Origin of the sequence: Lentzea sp. NPDC020367, from assembly GCF_044387305.1 — a bacterium.
GTDB lineage: Bacteria > Actinomycetota > Actinomycetes > Mycobacteriales > Pseudonocardiaceae > Lentzea.
In genome coordinates this window covers 54,032-69,896 of record NZ_JBIRVV010000013.1, presented here as the reverse complement: position 1 = coordinate 69,896, position 15,865 = coordinate 54,032, and the positions used below count along the sequence as shown (strand labels likewise).

Sequence of the window (15,865 nt, the reverse complement as noted above, 5' to 3'; positions counted from 1 at the left end):
AGCCATGGGCGCACAGATTCGGGAGCTCCGCCAGCGGATCCGAACGGTCAACTCGACCAAGAAGATCACGAAGGCGTACGAGCTCATCGCCACGTCTCGCCTCGCCAAGGCGCAGACCAGGGTCGCGGCCTCGCGCCCCTACGCGGACGAGATCACTAACGTGCTCTCCGCGTTGGCCGAGGCCTCGGCGAACCTCGACCACCCGTTGCTGACGGAACGCAAGAACCCGAAGCGCGCCGCTGTCCTCGTCGTCACCAGCGACAAGGGCATGTGCGGTGGTTACAACTCCAACGTTCTCAAGGCCGCCGAGCAGCTGATCGAGCTGCTCAAGTCCGAGGGCAAGGAGCCGGTCCTGTACGCGACCGGCCGCAAGGCCATCGGGTTCTACAACTTCCGCCGCCGCGCGGTCACCGCGTCGTGGAGCGGGTTCTCCCAGACCCCGCACTACGTCAACGCCGTCGAGGCGGGTGACGCGCTGGTGGAGGCGTTCCTGGAGGGCACGGAGAACGGTGCACAGGGCGTGGACGAGATCCACGTCGTGTACACGGAGTTCAAGTCCATGCTGAGCCAGACGCCGACCGCCAGGCGGATCGCGCCGATGGACGTCGAGTACACCGGTGAGACCCCCAAGGGCCCGCGCGCGGTGTACGACTTCGAGCCCAGTGCGGAAGCGCTGCTCGGAGCGATGCTGCCCAAGTACGTGAAGACGCGGCTGTTCTCCGCCATGCTGGAGGCGGCGGCTTCGGAGTCGGCAGCTCGTCGTACGGCCATGAAGGCGGCGACGGACAACGCGACGGAGCTCGTGCGCAACCTCAGCCGGGCGGCGAACTCGGCCCGTCAGGCCCAGATCACCCAGGAGATCAGCGAGATCGTCGGTGGCGCCTCCGCGCTTACCGGTGGCGCAGGAAGTGATGAGTGACATGAGTGCTACTGCCACCACCACCCGCACCGGCCGTGTGGTCCGGGTGATCGGTGCGGTCGTCGACGTGGAGTTCCCGCGCGACGCCGTGCCGGAGCTGTTCAACGCTTGCCACGCCGAGATCACCTTCGAGGCGGTCGCCAAGACGCTGACCCTCGAGGTCGCGCAGCACCTCGGCGACAACCTGGTCCGCACCATCTCGATGCAGCCGACCGACGGTCTGGTGCGCGGTGCGACCGTGACCGACACCGGCAAGGCCATCTCGGTTCCCGTCGGCGACGTCGTCAAGGGCCACGTCTTCAACGCCCTCGGTGACTGCCTCGACGTCCCCGGCCTCGGCCGTGACGGCGAGCAGTGGGGCATCCACCGCAAGGCGCCCGCCTTCGACCAGCTCGAGGGCAAGACCGAGATCCTCGAGACCGGCATCAAGGTCATCGACCTGCTCACCCCGTACGTCAAGGGCGGCAAGATCGGCCTGTTCGGCGGCGCGGGTGTCGGCAAGACGGTGCTCATCCAGGAGATGATCACCCGTATCGCGCGTGAGTTCTCCGGTACGTCGGTGTTCGCCGGCGTCGGTGAGCGCACCCGTGAGGGCACCGACCTGCTGCTCGAGATGGAAGAGATGGGTGTTCTCGCGGACACCGCTCTCGTCTTCGGTCAGATGGACGAGCCGCCCGGCACGCGTATGCGCGTCGCGCTGTCCGCTCTCACGATGGCGGAGTACTTCCGCGACGTGCAGAACCAGGACGTGCTGCTCTTCATCGACAACATCTTCCGGTTCACCCAGGCCGGTTCCGAGGTGTCGACCCTGCTGGGCCGCATGCCTTCGGCCGTGGGTTACCAGCCGACGCTGGCCGACGAGATGGGTGAGCTCCAGGAGCGCATCACCTCGACGCGCGGCCGGTCGATCACGTCGCTGCAGGCCATCTACGTGCCCGCGGACGACTACACCGACCCCGCCCCGGCGACGACCTTCGCCCACCTGGACGCGACGACGGAGCTTTCCCGTCCGATCTCCCAGAAGGGCATCTACCCGGCCGTCGACCCGCTGTCGTCGTCGTCTCGAATCCTCGAGCCGTCGATCGTCGGCGAGGAGCACTACCGGGTCGCCCAGGAGGTGAAGCGAATCCTGCAGAAGTACAAGGAGCTGCAGGACATCATCGCCATCCTCGGTATGGACGAGCTCTCCGAGGAGGACAAGGTCCTCGTCGGTCGCGCCCGTCGTCTCGAGCGCTTCCTCGGCCAGAACTTCATCGTGGCCGAGAAGTTCACCGGTCAGCCCGGCTCCTTCGTGCCCATCAAGGACACGATCGAGGCGTTCGACCGCGTGTGCAAGGGCGAGTTCGACCACTACCCGGAGCAGGCGTTCTTCTCCTGCGGCGGGCTGGACGACGTCGAGGCCAACGCCAAGAAGCTTGCCGGTAACTGAGGCTCGCTGACTTCCGAAGGGCCGTCCCTCCAATGTGGAGGGGCGGCTCTTCGTCATGTCCGGACTACATGACGTTTCCGGTGAATGGAAATCGCACTCCCGGCGCAGGGCCCTGACGTCGCACGATGCTCGGCATCACCAGGCCTCAGCGAGGAGGAAGTGCGCGTGAACAAATGGGTGTTGCCGCTGTGCTGGACCGCTGTCCTGCTCGACGGCTTTGACCTCGTGGTGCTCGGCACGGTGATTCCCTCGCTGTTGCAGGAGAAGCTGCTCACGACGGCGAGCGCCAGCGCGGTGTCCACCGCCGGGCTGGTCGGGATGATGCTGGGCGCGCTGATCATCGGGACCATCACCGACGTCATCGGGCGGCGCAAGGTGATGATCTACGCCGTGGCCGGGTTCTCCGTGTTCACGCTGGCCTGTGCGTTCGCGCCGGACGCGACGACGTTCGGGATCCTGCGGTTCCTCGCAGGGCTGGGGCTCGGCGGGTGTCTGCCCACGGCCATCGCGCTGGTCAACGAGGCTCGCCCGCAACAGGGTGGGCGGGCCACCACGCTGATCATGACCGGCTATCACGTCGGTGCGGTCATCACGGCGCTGCTGGGCATCGTGCTGATCCCGCAGCTCGGCTGGCGGTCCCTGTTCGTCGTGGGGGCGCTGCCCGCGTTGGTGCTGATTCCGTTGATGGTCAGGAACCTGCCGGAGACGGTGGCGCGCAGGGCTCCCGCGCTGGAGGCGGTCGGGTCGCTGTTCAAGCCGGGCCTGCGGAAGGCCACGATCGCGTTCTGGGTGGCCTCGTTCATGGGGCTGTTGCTCGTGTACGGGCTCAACACCTGGCTGCCGCAGATCATGCGCAGCGCCGGGTACGAACTCGGAACGGCGCTCGCGCTGTTGCTCACGCTCAACATCGGTGCGGTGATCGGACTTCTGGTCGCCGGCGCGGTGGCGGACCGGATCGGGATCAGGCCCGCGGCCATCGGGTGGTTCGCGGCGGCGGTGGTGTTCCTGGCGTTGCTGAGCATCAAGTTGCCCGGCTTCGGGGTGTACGTCGCGGTGCTTCTCGCCGGGTTCTTCGTGTTCAGCGCGCAGGTGCTCGTTTATGCCTACGCGGGGCGGGTTTACGAGGAGAACCGGGCCACCGGCATCGGGTGGGCCGCAGGCGTTGGGCGCTTGGGCGCCATTAGTGGGCCGCTATTGGGCGGTGCGTTGCTCACGGCTGGTTTGGCGCACCCGTGGGGCTTCTACGCGTTCGCGTTCGTTGCTGCGTTGGGCGCAACGGCCGTTGGTGCGATTGGGCTGAAGGCGAAATCGGTCGTGGCGCAGCCCGGCTGATGGCAAGGTCGGAGGCATGGCCCGACATGCCCCGTACGACGATCCGGGAGACCCGGATCTGCGCTCGCCCTGGCGGTACCTGTGGTGGCTGGTGCTCGCTCAGCGCGGGCGGGTGCTCGCCGGGGCGTGGTGGGGCACGTTGTCGATGTGCGGGCTGATCCTGCCGCCTTACCTGATCTCTCAGGCCATTGAGGACGGTCTGCGAGGTGGAGATCGCATCGCGCTGGTGTGGTGGTGCGCCGCCCTGCTCGCGGTAGCGGCCGCGCTGGCCCTGATCTTCATCGGCCGGCATCGCACGATGACGCTGGTGCGGACCGACGCCTCGTTGCGCACGGCGCAGCTCGTCGTCCGGCACGTGACGCGCCTCGGTGGTGTGGTGCGGCGCAAGCTGTCCACCGGGGAGCTGACGTACCTGCAGAACGGGGACACGGCACGGATCGCACACGCCCTGACCAGTACCGGGCCCGGAGTGGGGGCGGTGGTCGCGTACGTCGCCACGGCCGTGTTGCTGGTGCGGATCTCACCGCTGGTCGCGGTCGTCGTCCTGCTCGGCGTGCCGGTGCTCGCCGTGATCACCGGGCCCGTCCTGCAGCGGCTGCACGCCGTGGAGGCCGGGTATCGGCAGCGGCAGGGGGAGCTGAGCTCACAGGCGGGCGACATCGTGGGCGGCCTGCGGGTGCTGTCGGGGATCGGTGGGAAGCCGGCGTTCGAGGCGCGGTTCCGGGCCATGTCCACAGAGGTCCTCCGCGACGGATACCGGGTGTCGGCGTGGCTGAGCTGGGTGCAGGCGCTGACGTGGGGGCTGCCGGCGTTGTTCCTCGCCGTGGTCACGTGGATCGTGGCGCGGATGGTGGTGAGTGGAGCCATCTCGGTCGAGGAGATGGTCGCGGTGTACCTGTACGTCACCACGCTCACCGTGCCGGTCAGCTTCTTCCTGGAGGGGGCGGACGCGATTCCCCGAGCGCTGGTATCGGCGGGGAGGGTCGTGGACGTGCTCCGGTTGAGGCCGGAGGAGAAGGACGACGGTGCTGAGCAGCTGGACGTGAAGACCGGTGCGTTGACCGTGGTCGTCTCGGCGAACGCGACGCTGGCCAGGGAAGCTGTCGAACGGCTGCCCGCGGTGGTGGCGGACAACGACGACTACCTGTTCGCGGGAACGGTGCGCGAGGCGGTGTCAGTGGGGGAGCACGGTGATCACGAGCTCGACGTGGCGCTGCACGCGGCGGCCGCGATGGACGTCGTGGAGGCGCTGCCGGACGGGCTCGACTCGCACCTGGAGTCGCAGGGGCGCAACGTGTCCGGCGGCCAGCGGCAACGCCTGCGGCTCGTGCGGGCGTTGCTGAGCGAACCGGACCTGCTCGTGCTGGTGGAGCCGACGTCCGCGCTCGACGCCGTGACCGAGGCCGTGGTGGCGAAGAGGGTGCGGGAGAGGCGCTCGGGACGGACCACGGTCGTCGTGTCGTCGTCACCGTTGTGGGCGGGGCAGGCGGATCAGGTCGTGAACCTGGAGGAGAGCCGATGACGAGGCTGCCCATCGCGGACCGTCGTGAGGTGCGGCGGGCGGCCGTGCGGTTGCTGCGGGGCGAACGGCCCGCGCTGGCCGTGGTGCTGGTGCTCACCGCGCTCTCGGCGCTCGCGGGGCTCGTCGGGCCGTACCTGCTCGGCAAGATCGTCGGCGGGGTGGAGGAAGGGGCCCTGACCCCGTCCACTGTGGACCGCCTCGCGCTGGGGGTGCTCGGCGCGGCCGTGGTGCACCTTTTGCTGGTGCGGTACAGCGCTTTGCTGACGGCCAGGCTCGGTGAGCGGTTCCTGGCCTCGTTGCGCGAGGAGGCGGTGACGCGCACGCTGGCGTTGCCCGCGCGGGTGGTGGATCGGCTGAGCACCGGTGATCTGCTCACGCGCGTGACGAGTGACGTCGGCACGGTCGGGCAGGCGTTGCGGGACAGCGTGCCCGAGGTGCTCGCGGGCGCGACGCACCTCCTGGTCGTGTTCGTCGCGGTGTTCTGGCTGGACCCGGTGCTCGGCCTCGTCTCGCTGGCAGGAATGCCGTTCGTGGTGTGGGTGGTGCGCTGGTACCTGGTCCGTGCGCGCGACGCGTACCTCGCGGAGAGCGAGGCCAACGGGGACGTCGCGGAGATGTCCGCGGCGGTCGGCGAGGGCAGCCGGACGATCGAGACGTACGGGCTGCGTGATCGGATGGTGGCGGCCGCGGACGGCACCGTCGCGCGCTCGTACCGGGCACGGCTGAGGACTCTCCGGCTGAGGAACGTGCTGTTCCCGGTGACCACCTTCGTGAACATGCTGCCGACCGCGCTGGTGCTTGTCGCCGGGGGTTTCCTCTACGCGGCCGACGGAATGCGGATCGAGGTCGTCGTCACGGCGGTGCTGTGGGTGTGGCGGCTGGTCGAGCCGATGGACCGCATTCTGTTCTGGGTGGAGTTCCTGCAGCGCGGTGGCGCGTCGTTCGCACGCATCGAGGGGATCGGGGCTCACGTCGAATCGCCTGCGCCCGTCAGGGAACCGGACGGCGATCGCATCGAGGTGAGCGGCGTCCGTTATTCCTATGTGGACGGCCACGAGGTGCTGCACGGCGTCGATCTCGTGGTGCAGCCGGGAGAACGGCTGGCGATCGTCGGCGTCTCCGGTGCGGGCAAGTCGACGCTGGGCAGGTTGATCGCGGGGGTGGACCGGCCGGCCGAGGGCTCGGTGCTCGTCGGCGGAGTGCCCGTCGCGGATCTCGCGGCGGCCGGTGAGCAGCGGATCGTGCTGGTGACGCAGGAACATCACGTGTTCATCGGCACGGTCAGGGAGAACCTCGCGATGGCGGCTCCGGACGCGCCGGACGAACGGCTGCTCGAAGCGTTGCGCACCGTGGACGCGCGTTGGTTCGAGGAGTTGCCGGAAGGCCTCGACACGGTTCTGGGCGCGGGCGGAGTGGAACTGGATCCGGCGCAGGCACAACAACTCGCGCTCGCACGGGTCGAGGTCGCCGATCCGCACACGCTCGTGCTGGACGAGGCGACGTCCTCGCTCGACCCGGCCACGGCCCGGCACGCGGAGCGCGCGATCGCGGCCGTGCGGGAGAGCCGCACGGTGATCGCGATCGCGCACCGCCTGCAGACCGCGCGCGACGCCGACCGGATCGCGGTCGTCGACGCGGGTCGGGTCGTGGAGTTGGGGTCGCACGACGATCTGGTCGCCAGAGACGGCACCTACGCGACGCTCTGGCGTTCGTGGCACGGCACCTAGGGGAGTTGGACCACCTTGGGAACGCCCTGCCGGCGCACGGTGACCTCCTTGGTGCCGCTGGGCGCCAGCCAGGCGTGGTCGCGTTCCTGCGGACCGATGACGGCGTTGAAGTCGGCGACGATCGTGCCCTGGCCGTCGGGGAGAGGCAGCACCGCCGGCTCGCCCTTGACCGCCTTGCCGCCGAGCACGGGCGCGCTGAACGTGCCGTCCGGCTGGTAGAGCGCGCCGTACAGGTCGCCGTACGACTCGAACATCAGGGCGTAGCGACCGTCCGGCAGCCACGCGCAGACGCTCCAGTCACTGGTCGCCTCCCAGCTGACGACGTAGTCGAGCAGCGCGCGCTTCTGCAGTTCTCGCTGTGCCGTGGTCGCGTCCATGCCCGGCCACGTGCCCTTCTGCTCCGGGAAGTCCGTGGCGCAGAACCGCCCGTTCCAGCCGAGGCCGGGATGGGGCACGAACTGCTGGTCCGGCTTCAGGTCGCCGGTGATGATCGCGGCCTGGGTGAAGTCGTCGGGCTGGGGCACGGAGTCGCCGCGCACGAACACAGGCCGTTCGCCGATCGGGGCGACGGTGAAGACCACGCCGTCCTCGTCGTGGGGCGCGGAGGCCCAGGTGCGGGTCAGGCGGTGGTCGGGGCCGCGCTTCGGGTTCTGCGACCAGGACACCGTCTTGCCGAGGGTCAGCACCACGTACTGGTCGCCGACGGGGCCGAAGCGGTAGAGCCCGGCCTCGCGGTCCCTCGCCTCCGAGAGCACGACCTCGCGGTCCACCACTTTGCCGTCGGCCACGAGGCCGACGAGCGTTGCGGGGTGCTCGGAGGTCCGCACCCGCACCTCCTGCGCGACCAGGGCCGCGGGGCCGGTCGGCGTCTGCCCCGTCCAGAACACGTTCGGCTTCGATGAGACTTCGGTCACGGGCTCATCCCGCTTCCACGGCTCGTCCTTCTGCGCCTCACTCCACAGGTGCGACGCGGTCGCGATGAACTCGGAGTCGCCGGCGAGCGGCCCGGTCGTCGCCGCGGTCAGCCGCGGATCTGCCGGTAGTTCTGTCGACCGCGTCAGAACGACTCCCGTCGTCACGCCCGCGAGCAGCGCCACCGCCGCGGTCACCGTCACGAGCTTGCGCGTGTGCCTTCGTCGTCCCCCGGCCATCACGTCCCCCACGAATCCCGGCCGCACGTCCAGTTCCGAGGTCGCGGCCTCCATTGCCTGCTTCAGTTCCACGTCAGCACCTGCTCACCCATCAGTTCCCGCATGCGGGCGAGGCCGCGCGAGGTCTGGCTCTTGACCGTGCCGAGGCCGCAGCCGAGCGCGCGGGCGGTCTCGGCCTCACTGAGGTCGTCGAAGAACCTCAGCACCAGAACGGCGCGCATCTTCTTCGGCAGTTGCGCCAGCGCGCGCACCACGCTGTCCGCGTCCACGACCTGCTGCTCGTGGCCGTGAGCCGTGGGTACCGCCCCCAGTTCCAGAGGTGCCTCCGGCTTGCGCGAACGCCGTCGCCAGCGGTTCGCGGCCGCGTTGGCCAGCGCGGCGCGTGCGTAGGCTTCGGGAGAGGTCCTGATCCGGCGCCACTTGCCGTACATGCTCATGAGGACGTCCTGCAGAATGTCCTCAGCGGCGCCTTTGTCTCCGCCACACAGCAGGTAGGCGGTGCGCAACAGTGCCTGCGAGCGCAACGCCACGAAGTCCTCGAAGTCCTGCATGTCCCCCCTTCGGCGGTCGTCGAAGGTACTGACACCGGGCGGGGCGGCAAGGTTGTCAGGCGACCGTTTAGACTCAGTTCGACTCCAGACGACGAGGGAGATACGCGTGGCCGAGATGACCGTTGAACTGGTCGCCGTTGAACGCCGTTTGTGGTCCGGTAAGGCCACCTCTGTTTCGGCGCAGACCACCGAGGGCGAGATCGGCATCCTGCCCGGTCACGAGCCCGTGCTCGGCCAGTTGGTCGAGGGAGGCGTGGTGCGCGTGCGCACGACCGACGGTGGCCTGGTCACCGCGGCCGTGCACGGTGGCTTCCTGTCCGTGACCGGCACCGGCGTATCGATTCTCGCCGAGGACGCCGAACTGGCGGGCGAGATCGACGTGGACGCGGCGCGCACAGCGCTGCAGGACGCGGACGACGCAGAGCGCGCACGTGCGGCAGCGCGCGTGCGGGCCGTGGAACAGTCGGCCTGAGACCGGGCACGAGGCCGCAGCCGTGGGGATCACCGAGATTGCCGGCCTGATCCTTCTTGGGGTGGCGATCGTCATCGCCTACTTCGCCTGGCGCCGCATCCGGCTGCTGCGTGAGGGTGGCGTGCACGTCGCGCTGCGCAGTCAGTTCGATGATCGCGGGCGTGGCTGGCACCTGGGCGTCGGGCACTACCGGGGCGACAAGTTCGCCTGGTTCCGGGTGTTGTCGCTCGGGTCCGGGCCGAATCAGCTGATCACTCGTGATGGGCTGGAGATCGATGCTCGGCGGGAACCTACTGGGCCTGAGGCTTATGCCATGCCTGTTGGGGCGACTGTGCTGAGGTGTCGGTCGGTTTCTGGTGAGGTTGAGATCGCCATGGGGCCGGATGCGTTGACCGGGTTCTTGTCCTGGCTTGAGTCTGCGCCGCCTGGGCGGTCTATTCCTTGGGCTTCTTGATTTCGCATGACTGAGGGCGCGTTCCTGTGGGGGCGCGCCCTTTTTGTTTGCGCGGTGCGGGTTGCGTGCGGGCCGTTGCTGTTCCAGCGGGGTTGGTCGCGTTCCGGGCGAGAGGTCACCTTGCGAGGGTGCTTGCGCAGGTCGTGACGAAGAGCGGGGTTGCGATTGGGGCTTGACCTTGAGCCTCTAGCTGGGCGCGTAGTCGGCCTCAAAAGCCGGGGTTGAAAGCGCCCCGGCCGAGCCCAGACAGGGTGGCACCCAGCCCCTCAAGGTCAAGCCCCAATCGCCATGAGCGGGGTCCACCGCTACCCGGCGCTCTAGGTTCAGACGGCTCGCCTTCGGCATTGCGCCGCCAGGCTTCGTACGTGGTTGCCTTGCGAGGGGCCGCGCCTGTTGGCACCGCGCGCCGGGCGTGCGTCGTGGTCGCCTTGCGTTGGCGAGTGCGGGTGGCAGCGTGCGCGTGGTCGCCTTGCGTGCGTTAGGCGTTTTCGCCTGGCTGCCAGAGCACGTCGCCGTCTGGATTGGCTACCCGCGCCAGGATGAACAGCAGGTCCGAGAGCCGGTTCAGGTATTTGGCGGTCAGGATGTTCGTGTGTTCCGGGTCGGCCTCGATCAGGGACCACGCTCGGCGTTCTGCTCGGCGGGAGATCGTGCGGGCCTGGTGCAGGAGGGCTGCTCCTGGGGTGCCGCCGTTCAGGATGAACGAGTCGAGTTTGCCCAGGCGTTCGTTGAACGTGTCGCAGTAGCTCTCCAGGCGGTCCACGTAGGCCTGAGTTACGCGGAGTGGGGGGTACTTCGGGTCGGGGACGATTGGGGTGCAGAGGTCCGCTCCGACGTCGAAGAGGTCGTTCTGGACTTTGCGCACCACTTCGAAGACGTCTGGGGCCAGTTGACCCAGGGCCAGGGCTACGCCCAGGGACGCGTTCGTTTCGTCCACGTCCGCGTAGGCCTCGATGCGTGGTGAGGTCTTCGGGACGCGGGAGAAGTCGCCCAGGCCGGTCGTGCCGTCGTCGCCGACCCTCGTGTAGATCTTGGTGAGATGTACCGCCATGACCGGCACTCTATGGGCGTACGTAGGATTGCCGCGTGAGCGAGCATTTCCGGGTACACGGTGGCGCAAGGCTGGTCGGCGAAGTTGATGTCGTCGGCGCCAAGAACAGCGTGCTCAAGCTGATGGCCGCTGCCCTGCTGGCTGAGGGTACGACGACCATCACCAACTGCCCGGACATCCTCGACGTGCCGCTGATGGCGGACGCGTTGCGCAGTCTTGGGTGCGAGGTCGAGCTCGAAGGTGACGTGGCGAGGATCACGACTCCGCAGGAGCTCAGTCATCGCGCTGATTCCGAGGCGATGGGCAAGCTGCGGGCGTCGATCTGCGTGCTGGGGCCGCTCGTCGGGCGGTGCAAGCGTGCCGTTGTGGCGTTGCCCGGTGGGGACGCGATCGGGTCCCGGCCGTTGGACATGCACCAGAGCGGTCTCGAGAAGCTCGGTGCGCGGACCTGGATCGAGCACGGCTGCATCGTCGCCGAGGCCGAGGGGCTGCACGGCACGCAGATCTGGCTCGACTTCCCGAGCATGGGTGCCACCGAGAACATCCTGATGGCGGCGGTGCTGGCCACCGGGACGACGGTCATCGACAACGCCGCGCGCGAGCCCGAGATCGTCGACCTCTGCCTGATGCTCGTGCAGATGGGCGCGAAGATCGAGGGCGCCGGCACGTCCACGCTCACCGTGCACGGCGTGACCGAGCTCAAGCCGACCGAGCACCGCGTCATCGGCGACCGGATCGTCGGCGCCACGTGGGGGTTCGCCGCCGTCATGACGCGCGGTGACGTGCGAGTGCGTGGCGTGAACCCGCACCACCTCGACCTGGTGCTCGAGAAGCTCCGCATGGCGGGCGCCGAGGTCACCGTCTACGAGGGTGGCGAGGACGAGGGGTTCCGCGTCGTCATGGAGGGGCGGCCCAAGGCCGTCGACTTCGTGACGCTGCCGTACCCCGGCTTCGCCACGGACAACCAGCCGTTCGCGATCGCGCTGTCCACGGTCTCCGAGGGCACCGCGATGATCACCGAGAACCTGTTCGAGTCCCGGTTCCGGTTCATCGACGAGATGATCAGGCTCGGGGCCGACGCGCGCACGGACGGTCACCACGCCGTGATCCGCGGCATCGAGAAACTGTCCAGCGCACCGGTGTGGGCTTCGGACATTCGCGCTGGTGCGGGGCTCGTTCTCGCCGGTCTGTGCGCGGACGGGGCCACCGAGGTCTACGAGATCTTCCACATCGAGCGCGGTTACCCTGGGTTCGTGGAAAACCTCCGCAAGCTCGGCGCCGACGTGGAACGCGTCAGCTCCTGAGCACCAGCCGCGCGTTCGCGACGTCCGCCGGGAACACCATCACCCGGTAAGGCGCGTTTCGCGAGCGCGTGGCACGCACCCCGTTCCTCTTCAGCTTCTGCACCAGCACGATCGCGGCCTCCTCCGTGGGCACGACCGCCACCTCGTTCAGCAACCCGAAGTCCGTGCCGTCCAGATCCGGCACGGGCCGCTTGTCGTTGCCCGCGAAGTACCGCAGCACCAAGGCCAGCAAGGCGAGAACCCCGAAGACGATCCCGGTCTGGTAGAAGCCCGTCACCCCTTCATCATGCTCCCAGCGGTCACGATTCAGTGAGCAATCGCACGCGCAGCAATGGTTACCGGCCAGTACGCTCCGATGAACGACGATGTGGGAGGTTGCTGTGCCGTACCCCGCTGACCGGGAGCGCGACCGCCCCTGGGTGATGCGCACGTACGCGGGCCACTCCTCGGCCGCGGCTTCCAACGCGCTCTACCGCCGGAACCTCTCCAAGGGGCAGACGGGCCTGTCCGTGGCGTTCGACCTGCCGACGCAGACCGGCTACGACCCCGACGACGAGCTCGCGAAGGGCGAGGTCGGCAAGGTCGGCGTGCCCATCAGCCACATCGGCGACATGCGGCAGCTCTTCGACCAGATCCCGCTCGCCGGCGCCAACACGTCGATGACGATCAACGCGACGGCCATGTGGCTGCTCGCCATGTACGTCACCGTGGCCGAGGAGCAGGGCGCGGACCCGTCGGCGCTCGCCGGCACGACGCAGAACGACATCATCAAGGAGTACCTGTCCCGCGGCACGTACGTGTTCCCGCCGGGGCCGTCGCTGCGGCTGATCACCGACATGGTCGCGTGGACCGTGTCGAACGTGCCGAAGTGGAACCCGATCAACATCTGCAGCTACCACCTCCAGGAGGTCGGCGCGACGCCGGCGCAGGAGGTCGCGTACGCGATGTGCACGGCGATCGCCGTCCTGGACTCGGTGCGCGACTCCGGTCAGGTGCCGCAGGAGAAGTTCGGTGAGGTCGTCGCCCGCATCTCCTTCTTCGTGAACGCCGGTGTGCGGTTCATCGAGGAGATGTGCAAGATGCGCGCGTTCGCCCAGCTGTGGGACGAGATCACGCTGGAGCGCTACGGCGTCGAGAACCCGAAGCACCGCCGGTTCCGCTACGGCGTGCAGGTGAACTCGCTGGGGTTGACCGAAGCCCAGCCCGAGAACAACGTCCAGCGCATCGTGCTGGAGATGCTCGCGGTCTCGTTGTCCCGCAACGCCCGTGCGCGTGCGATCCAGCTCCCTGCGTGGAACGAGGCCCTCGGCCTGCCGCGCCCGTGGGACCAGCAGTGGGCGTTGCGCATGCAGCAGGTGCTCGCCTACGAGACGGATCTGCTGGAGTACGACGACATCTTCGACGGCTCACCGGTCATCGAGGCGAAGGTCAACGAGATCCTCGCCGGTGCCCGCGAGGAGATCGACCGCGTGCAGGCGATGGGCGGTGCCGTCGCGGCCGTCGAGTCCGGCTACATGAAGTCGAACCTGGTGTCCTCACTGGCTGATCGCCGCCGTCGCGTCGAGGCGGGCGAGGACATCGTGGTCGGCGTCAACAAGTTCGACACGACCGAGCCGTCGCCGCTGCAGGCCGAGGGCGCGAACTCGATCGAGACCATCGACCCGATCGTCGAACTGCACGCCGTCGAGGCGATCCAGCAGTGGCGGGCGAACCGCGACAACGCTGCGGTAGAAGCATCTTTGGACGCTCTGCGCGAAGCCGCGAAGACCGACCGGAACCTCGTCGAGGTGACGTTGGCCTGTGCGCGCGCCGGAGTCACGACGGGCGAATGGTCGCAGGCATTGCGTGAGACGTTCGGCGAATACCGTGCCCCCACAGGCGTTTCCGGCGCCTCGGCGTCCGGCGAGGCGGGCTCGGAGATCGCCCGCGTGCGCGACCGGGTGCGTTCCACCGGCGAGGAGATCGGCGAGCGCCTGCGCATGCTCGTCGGCAAGCCGGGCCTCGACGGCCACTCCAACGGCGCCGAGCAGGTCGCCGTGCGTGCCCGCGACGTCGGCTTCGAGGTCGTCTACCAGGGCATCCGCCTCACGCCGTCGCAGATCGTCGCCGCGGCCGTGCAGGAGGACGTGCACGTCGTCGGCCTCTCGATCCTGTCCGGCTCGCACCTCGAAGTGGTGCCCGCGGTGGTCGACGGCCTGCGCGCGGCCGGCGCCGGGGACATCCCGGTGATCGTCGGCGGCATCATCCCGCCGGACGACGCCGCCAAGCTGCGCGATCGTGGTGTGGCGCGGGTGTTCACGCCCAAGGACTACGAGCTGACCGAGATCATGGACGAGATCGTCACCGTGATCCGAGAGGTGCGTTCTCTCTCGTAGGGCCTTAGTGTCGCGGAATGGTTGACGTTTCGCGGGACGGGTCCGTCGTCCGGATCACGATGAACCGCGCGGCCAAGCGCAACGCGCTGTCCGCCGAGCACCTCACGGAGCTGCTGGACGCGTTCCGCGAGGTGCGCGCGTCGGATGCCGCCGGGATCGTGCTCGCCGCCGAGGGGCCGGTGTTCTCCGCCGGGCACGACTTCGCGGACGTGCACGCGCGGGACGAGGAAGGCGTGCGGCTGCTGCTGGAGCTGTGCACCGTGCTGATGAAGACCATCCAGTCCGCGCCGCAGGTGGTGATCGCGCGCGTGCAGGGGCTGGCGACGGCCGCGGGGTGTCAGCTGGTGGCCTCGTGCGACCTCGCGGTGGCGGCGGACACGGCCGGGTTCTCGTTGCCCGGTGGCAAGGCCGGGTGGTTCTGCCACACGCCCGCGGTGCCGGTGGCGCGGTCGATCGGGCGCAAGCGGTTGATGGAGCTCGTGCTCACCGGTGACGTGATCGACGCGGCGACGGCCGTCGAGTGGGGGCTGATCAACCGCGCTGTGCCGGCGGAGGAGTTGGACGCCGCCACGGACGAACTGCTGGCACGCGCCACGCGGGGGAGCCGGGCGTCGAAGGCCATCGGCAAGCGGACCGTCTACGCGCAGCTCGACCGGCCCGAGATCGACGGGTACGAGATCGCGCTGTCCGTCATGGCCGAGACCTCGCAGTCCCCGTCAGCCAAAGAGGGACGGGCGTCGTTCCTGGAGAAGCGGCCGCCCGTGTGGCCCGACTAGTCGCGAGGAGCCGCAGCGCGTCGGCGTTCGGGCCCGGCTCCGCCTGGTAGACCACCAGGAACTGGCCGGGCGCCTCGCGCACGTCGAACGAGTGGTAGCTCAGGTGCAGCGGGCCGACGGCCGGGTGCAGGAACTCCTTGGCGTCCTGGGTCTTCCCGCGCACCTCGTGCTGTTCCCACAGTTCCCTGAACACCGGGTTCTGGTTCAGTTCCGCGACCATCCGCCGCAGGCGCGGGGACTTCGGGTCCGCGGTGTGCCGCAGATGCCCGACGGTGCTCTGCGCGACCCAGTTCCAGCGCGGGTAGAAGCTCGCGGCGGCGGGGTCGAGGAACGTCATCCTGGCCGCGTTGTCGGCAGGCGTGAACGGCTCGTACAGGGCTTCGGCCAGCGCGTTCATCGCGAGGATGTCCAGCAGTGAGTTCATCACGAACGCCGGCATGTCGTGCATGCCGCTCATGAGCTGCAGCAGTTCCGGGCTGACCTTGTCCGTGGCGTGGCCTTCGTCGGCGACGACCCCGGCCAGGCGGTGCAGGTGCGCGCGGGCGTCCGTGTCGAGGCGGAGCGCGCGGCTCAGCGCGTCGAGGACCTGCGCGGACGGGTTGGTCTCGCGGCCCTGCTCCAGGCGCGCGTAGTAGTCCGCGCTCACGCCGGCCAGGACGGCGACCTCTTCGCGTCTGAGGCCTTTGACCTTGCGCTGGGTGTGCGACGGGAGGCCCGCGTCCTCCGGGTTGACGCGGGCGCGGTGGGCTTTCAGAAACTCGCCGAGCACGTCTCCGAGGTTATTCGCTCGGCCTGCGCTCTG

The 15,865-nt window shown here is 68.8% G+C and carries 15 protein-coding genes; 10 read left to right on the top strand and 5 right to left on the bottom strand.

What is annotated here, in order from left to right:
- Positions 1-4 precede the first annotated feature (4 nt).
- From ACH413_RS37815 to ACH413_RS37795, 5 genes are all read left to right on the top strand, one after another.
- Positions 5-919: a F0F1 ATP synthase subunit gamma gene (locus ACH413_RS37815; RefSeq protein ID WP_360047845.1), complete on the top strand. Its 915-nt coding sequence runs from the start codon at positions 5-7 to the stop codon at positions 917-919.
- Positions 912-2,348 (top strand): F0F1 ATP synthase subunit beta, encoded by a 1,437-nt coding sequence (gene atpD / locus ACH413_RS37810; protein ID WP_360047844.1) that lies wholly within the window; start codon positions 912-914, stop codon positions 2,346-2,348. The genes ACH413_RS37815 and atpD overlap by 8 nt, the downstream gene beginning before the upstream one ends.
- 165 nt (positions 2,349-2,513) lie before the next feature.
- Positions 2,514-3,680 (top strand): aromatic acid/H+ symport family MFS transporter, encoded by a 1,167-nt coding sequence (locus ACH413_RS37805; RefSeq protein ID WP_360047843.1) that lies wholly within the window; start codon positions 2,514-2,516, stop codon positions 3,678-3,680.
- Positions 3,681-3,696: 16 nt separating this feature from the next.
- The gene (locus tag ACH413_RS37800) at positions 3,697-5,202 is read left to right on the top strand and encodes an ABC transporter ATP-binding protein (RefSeq protein ID WP_360047841.1); all 1,506 of its coding nucleotides are present in this window, start codon (positions 3,697-3,699) and stop codon (positions 5,200-5,202) included.
- Positions 5,199-6,929 carry an ABC transporter ATP-binding protein gene (locus tag ACH413_RS37795; RefSeq protein WP_360047840.1) on the top strand — a complete coding sequence of 577 codons (1,731 nt, stop codon included), beginning with the start codon at positions 5,199-5,201 and terminating at the stop codon, positions 6,927-6,929. The genes ACH413_RS37800 and ACH413_RS37795 overlap by 4 nt, the downstream gene beginning before the upstream one ends.
- Here the strand turns inward: ACH413_RS37795 and ACH413_RS37790 are convergent.
- Positions 6,926-8,152 carry a hypothetical protein gene (locus ACH413_RS37790; protein WP_360047838.1) on the bottom strand — a complete coding sequence of 409 codons (1,227 nt, stop codon included), beginning with the start codon at positions 8,150-8,152 and terminating at the stop codon, positions 6,926-6,928. The two genes, ACH413_RS37795 and ACH413_RS37790, sit on opposite strands and share 4 nt — an antisense overlap.
- Entirely contained in the window at positions 8,143-8,631 is a 489-nt protein-coding gene (locus ACH413_RS37785) for a SigE family RNA polymerase sigma factor (protein ID WP_360047836.1), read from the bottom strand. The genes ACH413_RS37790 and ACH413_RS37785 overlap by 10 nt, the downstream gene beginning before the upstream one ends.
- A gap of 106 nt (positions 8,632-8,737) precedes the next feature.
- On the opposite strand from ACH413_RS37785, the gene ACH413_RS37780 reads away from it, so the two are divergent.
- Positions 8,738-9,103, top strand: coding sequence for a F0F1 ATP synthase subunit epsilon (locus ACH413_RS37780; protein WP_089921576.1), 366 nt, complete (start codon positions 8,738-8,740; stop codon positions 9,101-9,103).
- Between the two features lie 22 nt (positions 9,104-9,125).
- Positions 9,126-9,557 carry a DUF2550 domain-containing protein gene (locus tag ACH413_RS37775; protein WP_360047835.1) on the top strand — a complete coding sequence of 144 codons (432 nt, stop codon included), beginning with the start codon at positions 9,126-9,128 and terminating at the stop codon, positions 9,555-9,557.
- A 478-nt stretch (positions 9,558-10,035) separates the two neighbouring features.
- Here ACH413_RS37775 and ACH413_RS37770 read toward each other — a convergent pair whose 3' ends face one another.
- Positions 10,036-10,608, bottom strand: a complete 573-nt coding sequence (locus ACH413_RS37770) for a cob(I)yrinic acid a,c-diamide adenosyltransferase (RefSeq protein WP_360047834.1) — start codon at positions 10,606-10,608, stop codon at positions 10,036-10,038.
- Positions 10,609-10,643: 35 nt separating this feature from the next.
- On the opposite strand from ACH413_RS37770, the gene murA reads away from it, so the two are divergent.
- Positions 10,644-11,912, top strand: coding sequence for a UDP-N-acetylglucosamine 1-carboxyvinyltransferase (gene murA, locus ACH413_RS37765; RefSeq protein ID WP_330272875.1), 1,269 nt, complete (start codon positions 10,644-10,646; stop codon positions 11,910-11,912).
- Here the strand turns inward: murA and ACH413_RS37760 are convergent.
- Positions 11,902-12,189, bottom strand: coding sequence for a hypothetical protein (locus ACH413_RS37760; protein WP_360047833.1), 288 nt, complete (start codon positions 12,187-12,189; stop codon positions 11,902-11,904). The genes murA and ACH413_RS37760 overlap by 11 nt on opposite strands.
- 103 nt (positions 12,190-12,292) lie before the next feature.
- Here ACH413_RS37760 and ACH413_RS37755 point away from each other — a divergent pair, with 103 nt between their 5' ends.
- Together ACH413_RS37755 and ACH413_RS37750 are read left to right on the top strand one after the other, a co-directional pair.
- Positions 12,293-14,287: a protein meaA gene (locus ACH413_RS37755; protein ID WP_360047832.1), complete on the top strand. Its 1,995-nt coding sequence runs from the start codon at positions 12,293-12,295 to the stop codon at positions 14,285-14,287.
- Between the two features lie 17 nt (positions 14,288-14,304).
- The gene (locus tag ACH413_RS37750) at positions 14,305-15,063 is read left to right on the top strand and encodes an enoyl-CoA hydratase-related protein (RefSeq protein WP_360047830.1); all 759 of its coding nucleotides are present in this window, start codon (positions 14,305-14,307) and stop codon (positions 15,061-15,063) included.
- Here the strand turns inward: ACH413_RS37750 and ACH413_RS37745 are convergent.
- Positions 14,978-15,832, bottom strand: coding sequence for a helix-turn-helix transcriptional regulator (locus ACH413_RS37745; protein ID WP_360047828.1), 855 nt, complete (start codon positions 15,830-15,832; stop codon positions 14,978-14,980). The genes ACH413_RS37750 and ACH413_RS37745 overlap by 86 nt on opposite strands.
- Positions 15,833-15,865: the final 33 nt, after the last annotated feature.

Excerpts from the sequence above, each read along its gene's own strand:
- ACH413_RS37795 (WP_360047840.1), top strand. The coding sequence starts at position 5,199 with ATGACGAGGCTGCCCATCGCGGACCGTCGTGAGGTGCGGCGGGCGGCC.
- ACH413_RS37785 (WP_360047836.1), bottom strand. The coding sequence starts at position 8,631 with ATGCAGGACTTCGAGGACTTCGTGGCGTTGCGCTCGCAGGCACTGTTG.
- ACH413_RS37800 (WP_360047841.1), top strand. The coding sequence starts at position 3,697 with ATGGCCCGACATGCCCCGTACGACGATCCGGGAGACCCGGATCTGCGC.
- ACH413_RS37770 (WP_360047834.1), bottom strand. The coding sequence starts at position 10,608 with ATGGCGGTACATCTCACCAAGATCTACACGAGGGTCGGCGACGACGGC.
- ACH413_RS37750 (WP_360047830.1), top strand. The coding sequence starts at position 14,305 with ATGGTTGACGTTTCGCGGGACGGGTCCGTCGTCCGGATCACGATGAAC.
- ACH413_RS37815 (WP_360047845.1), top strand. The coding sequence starts at position 5 with ATGGGCGCACAGATTCGGGAGCTCCGCCAGCGGATCCGAACGGTCAAC.
- atpD (WP_360047844.1), top strand. The coding sequence starts at position 912 with ATGAGTGACATGAGTGCTACTGCCACCACCACCCGCACCGGCCGTGTG.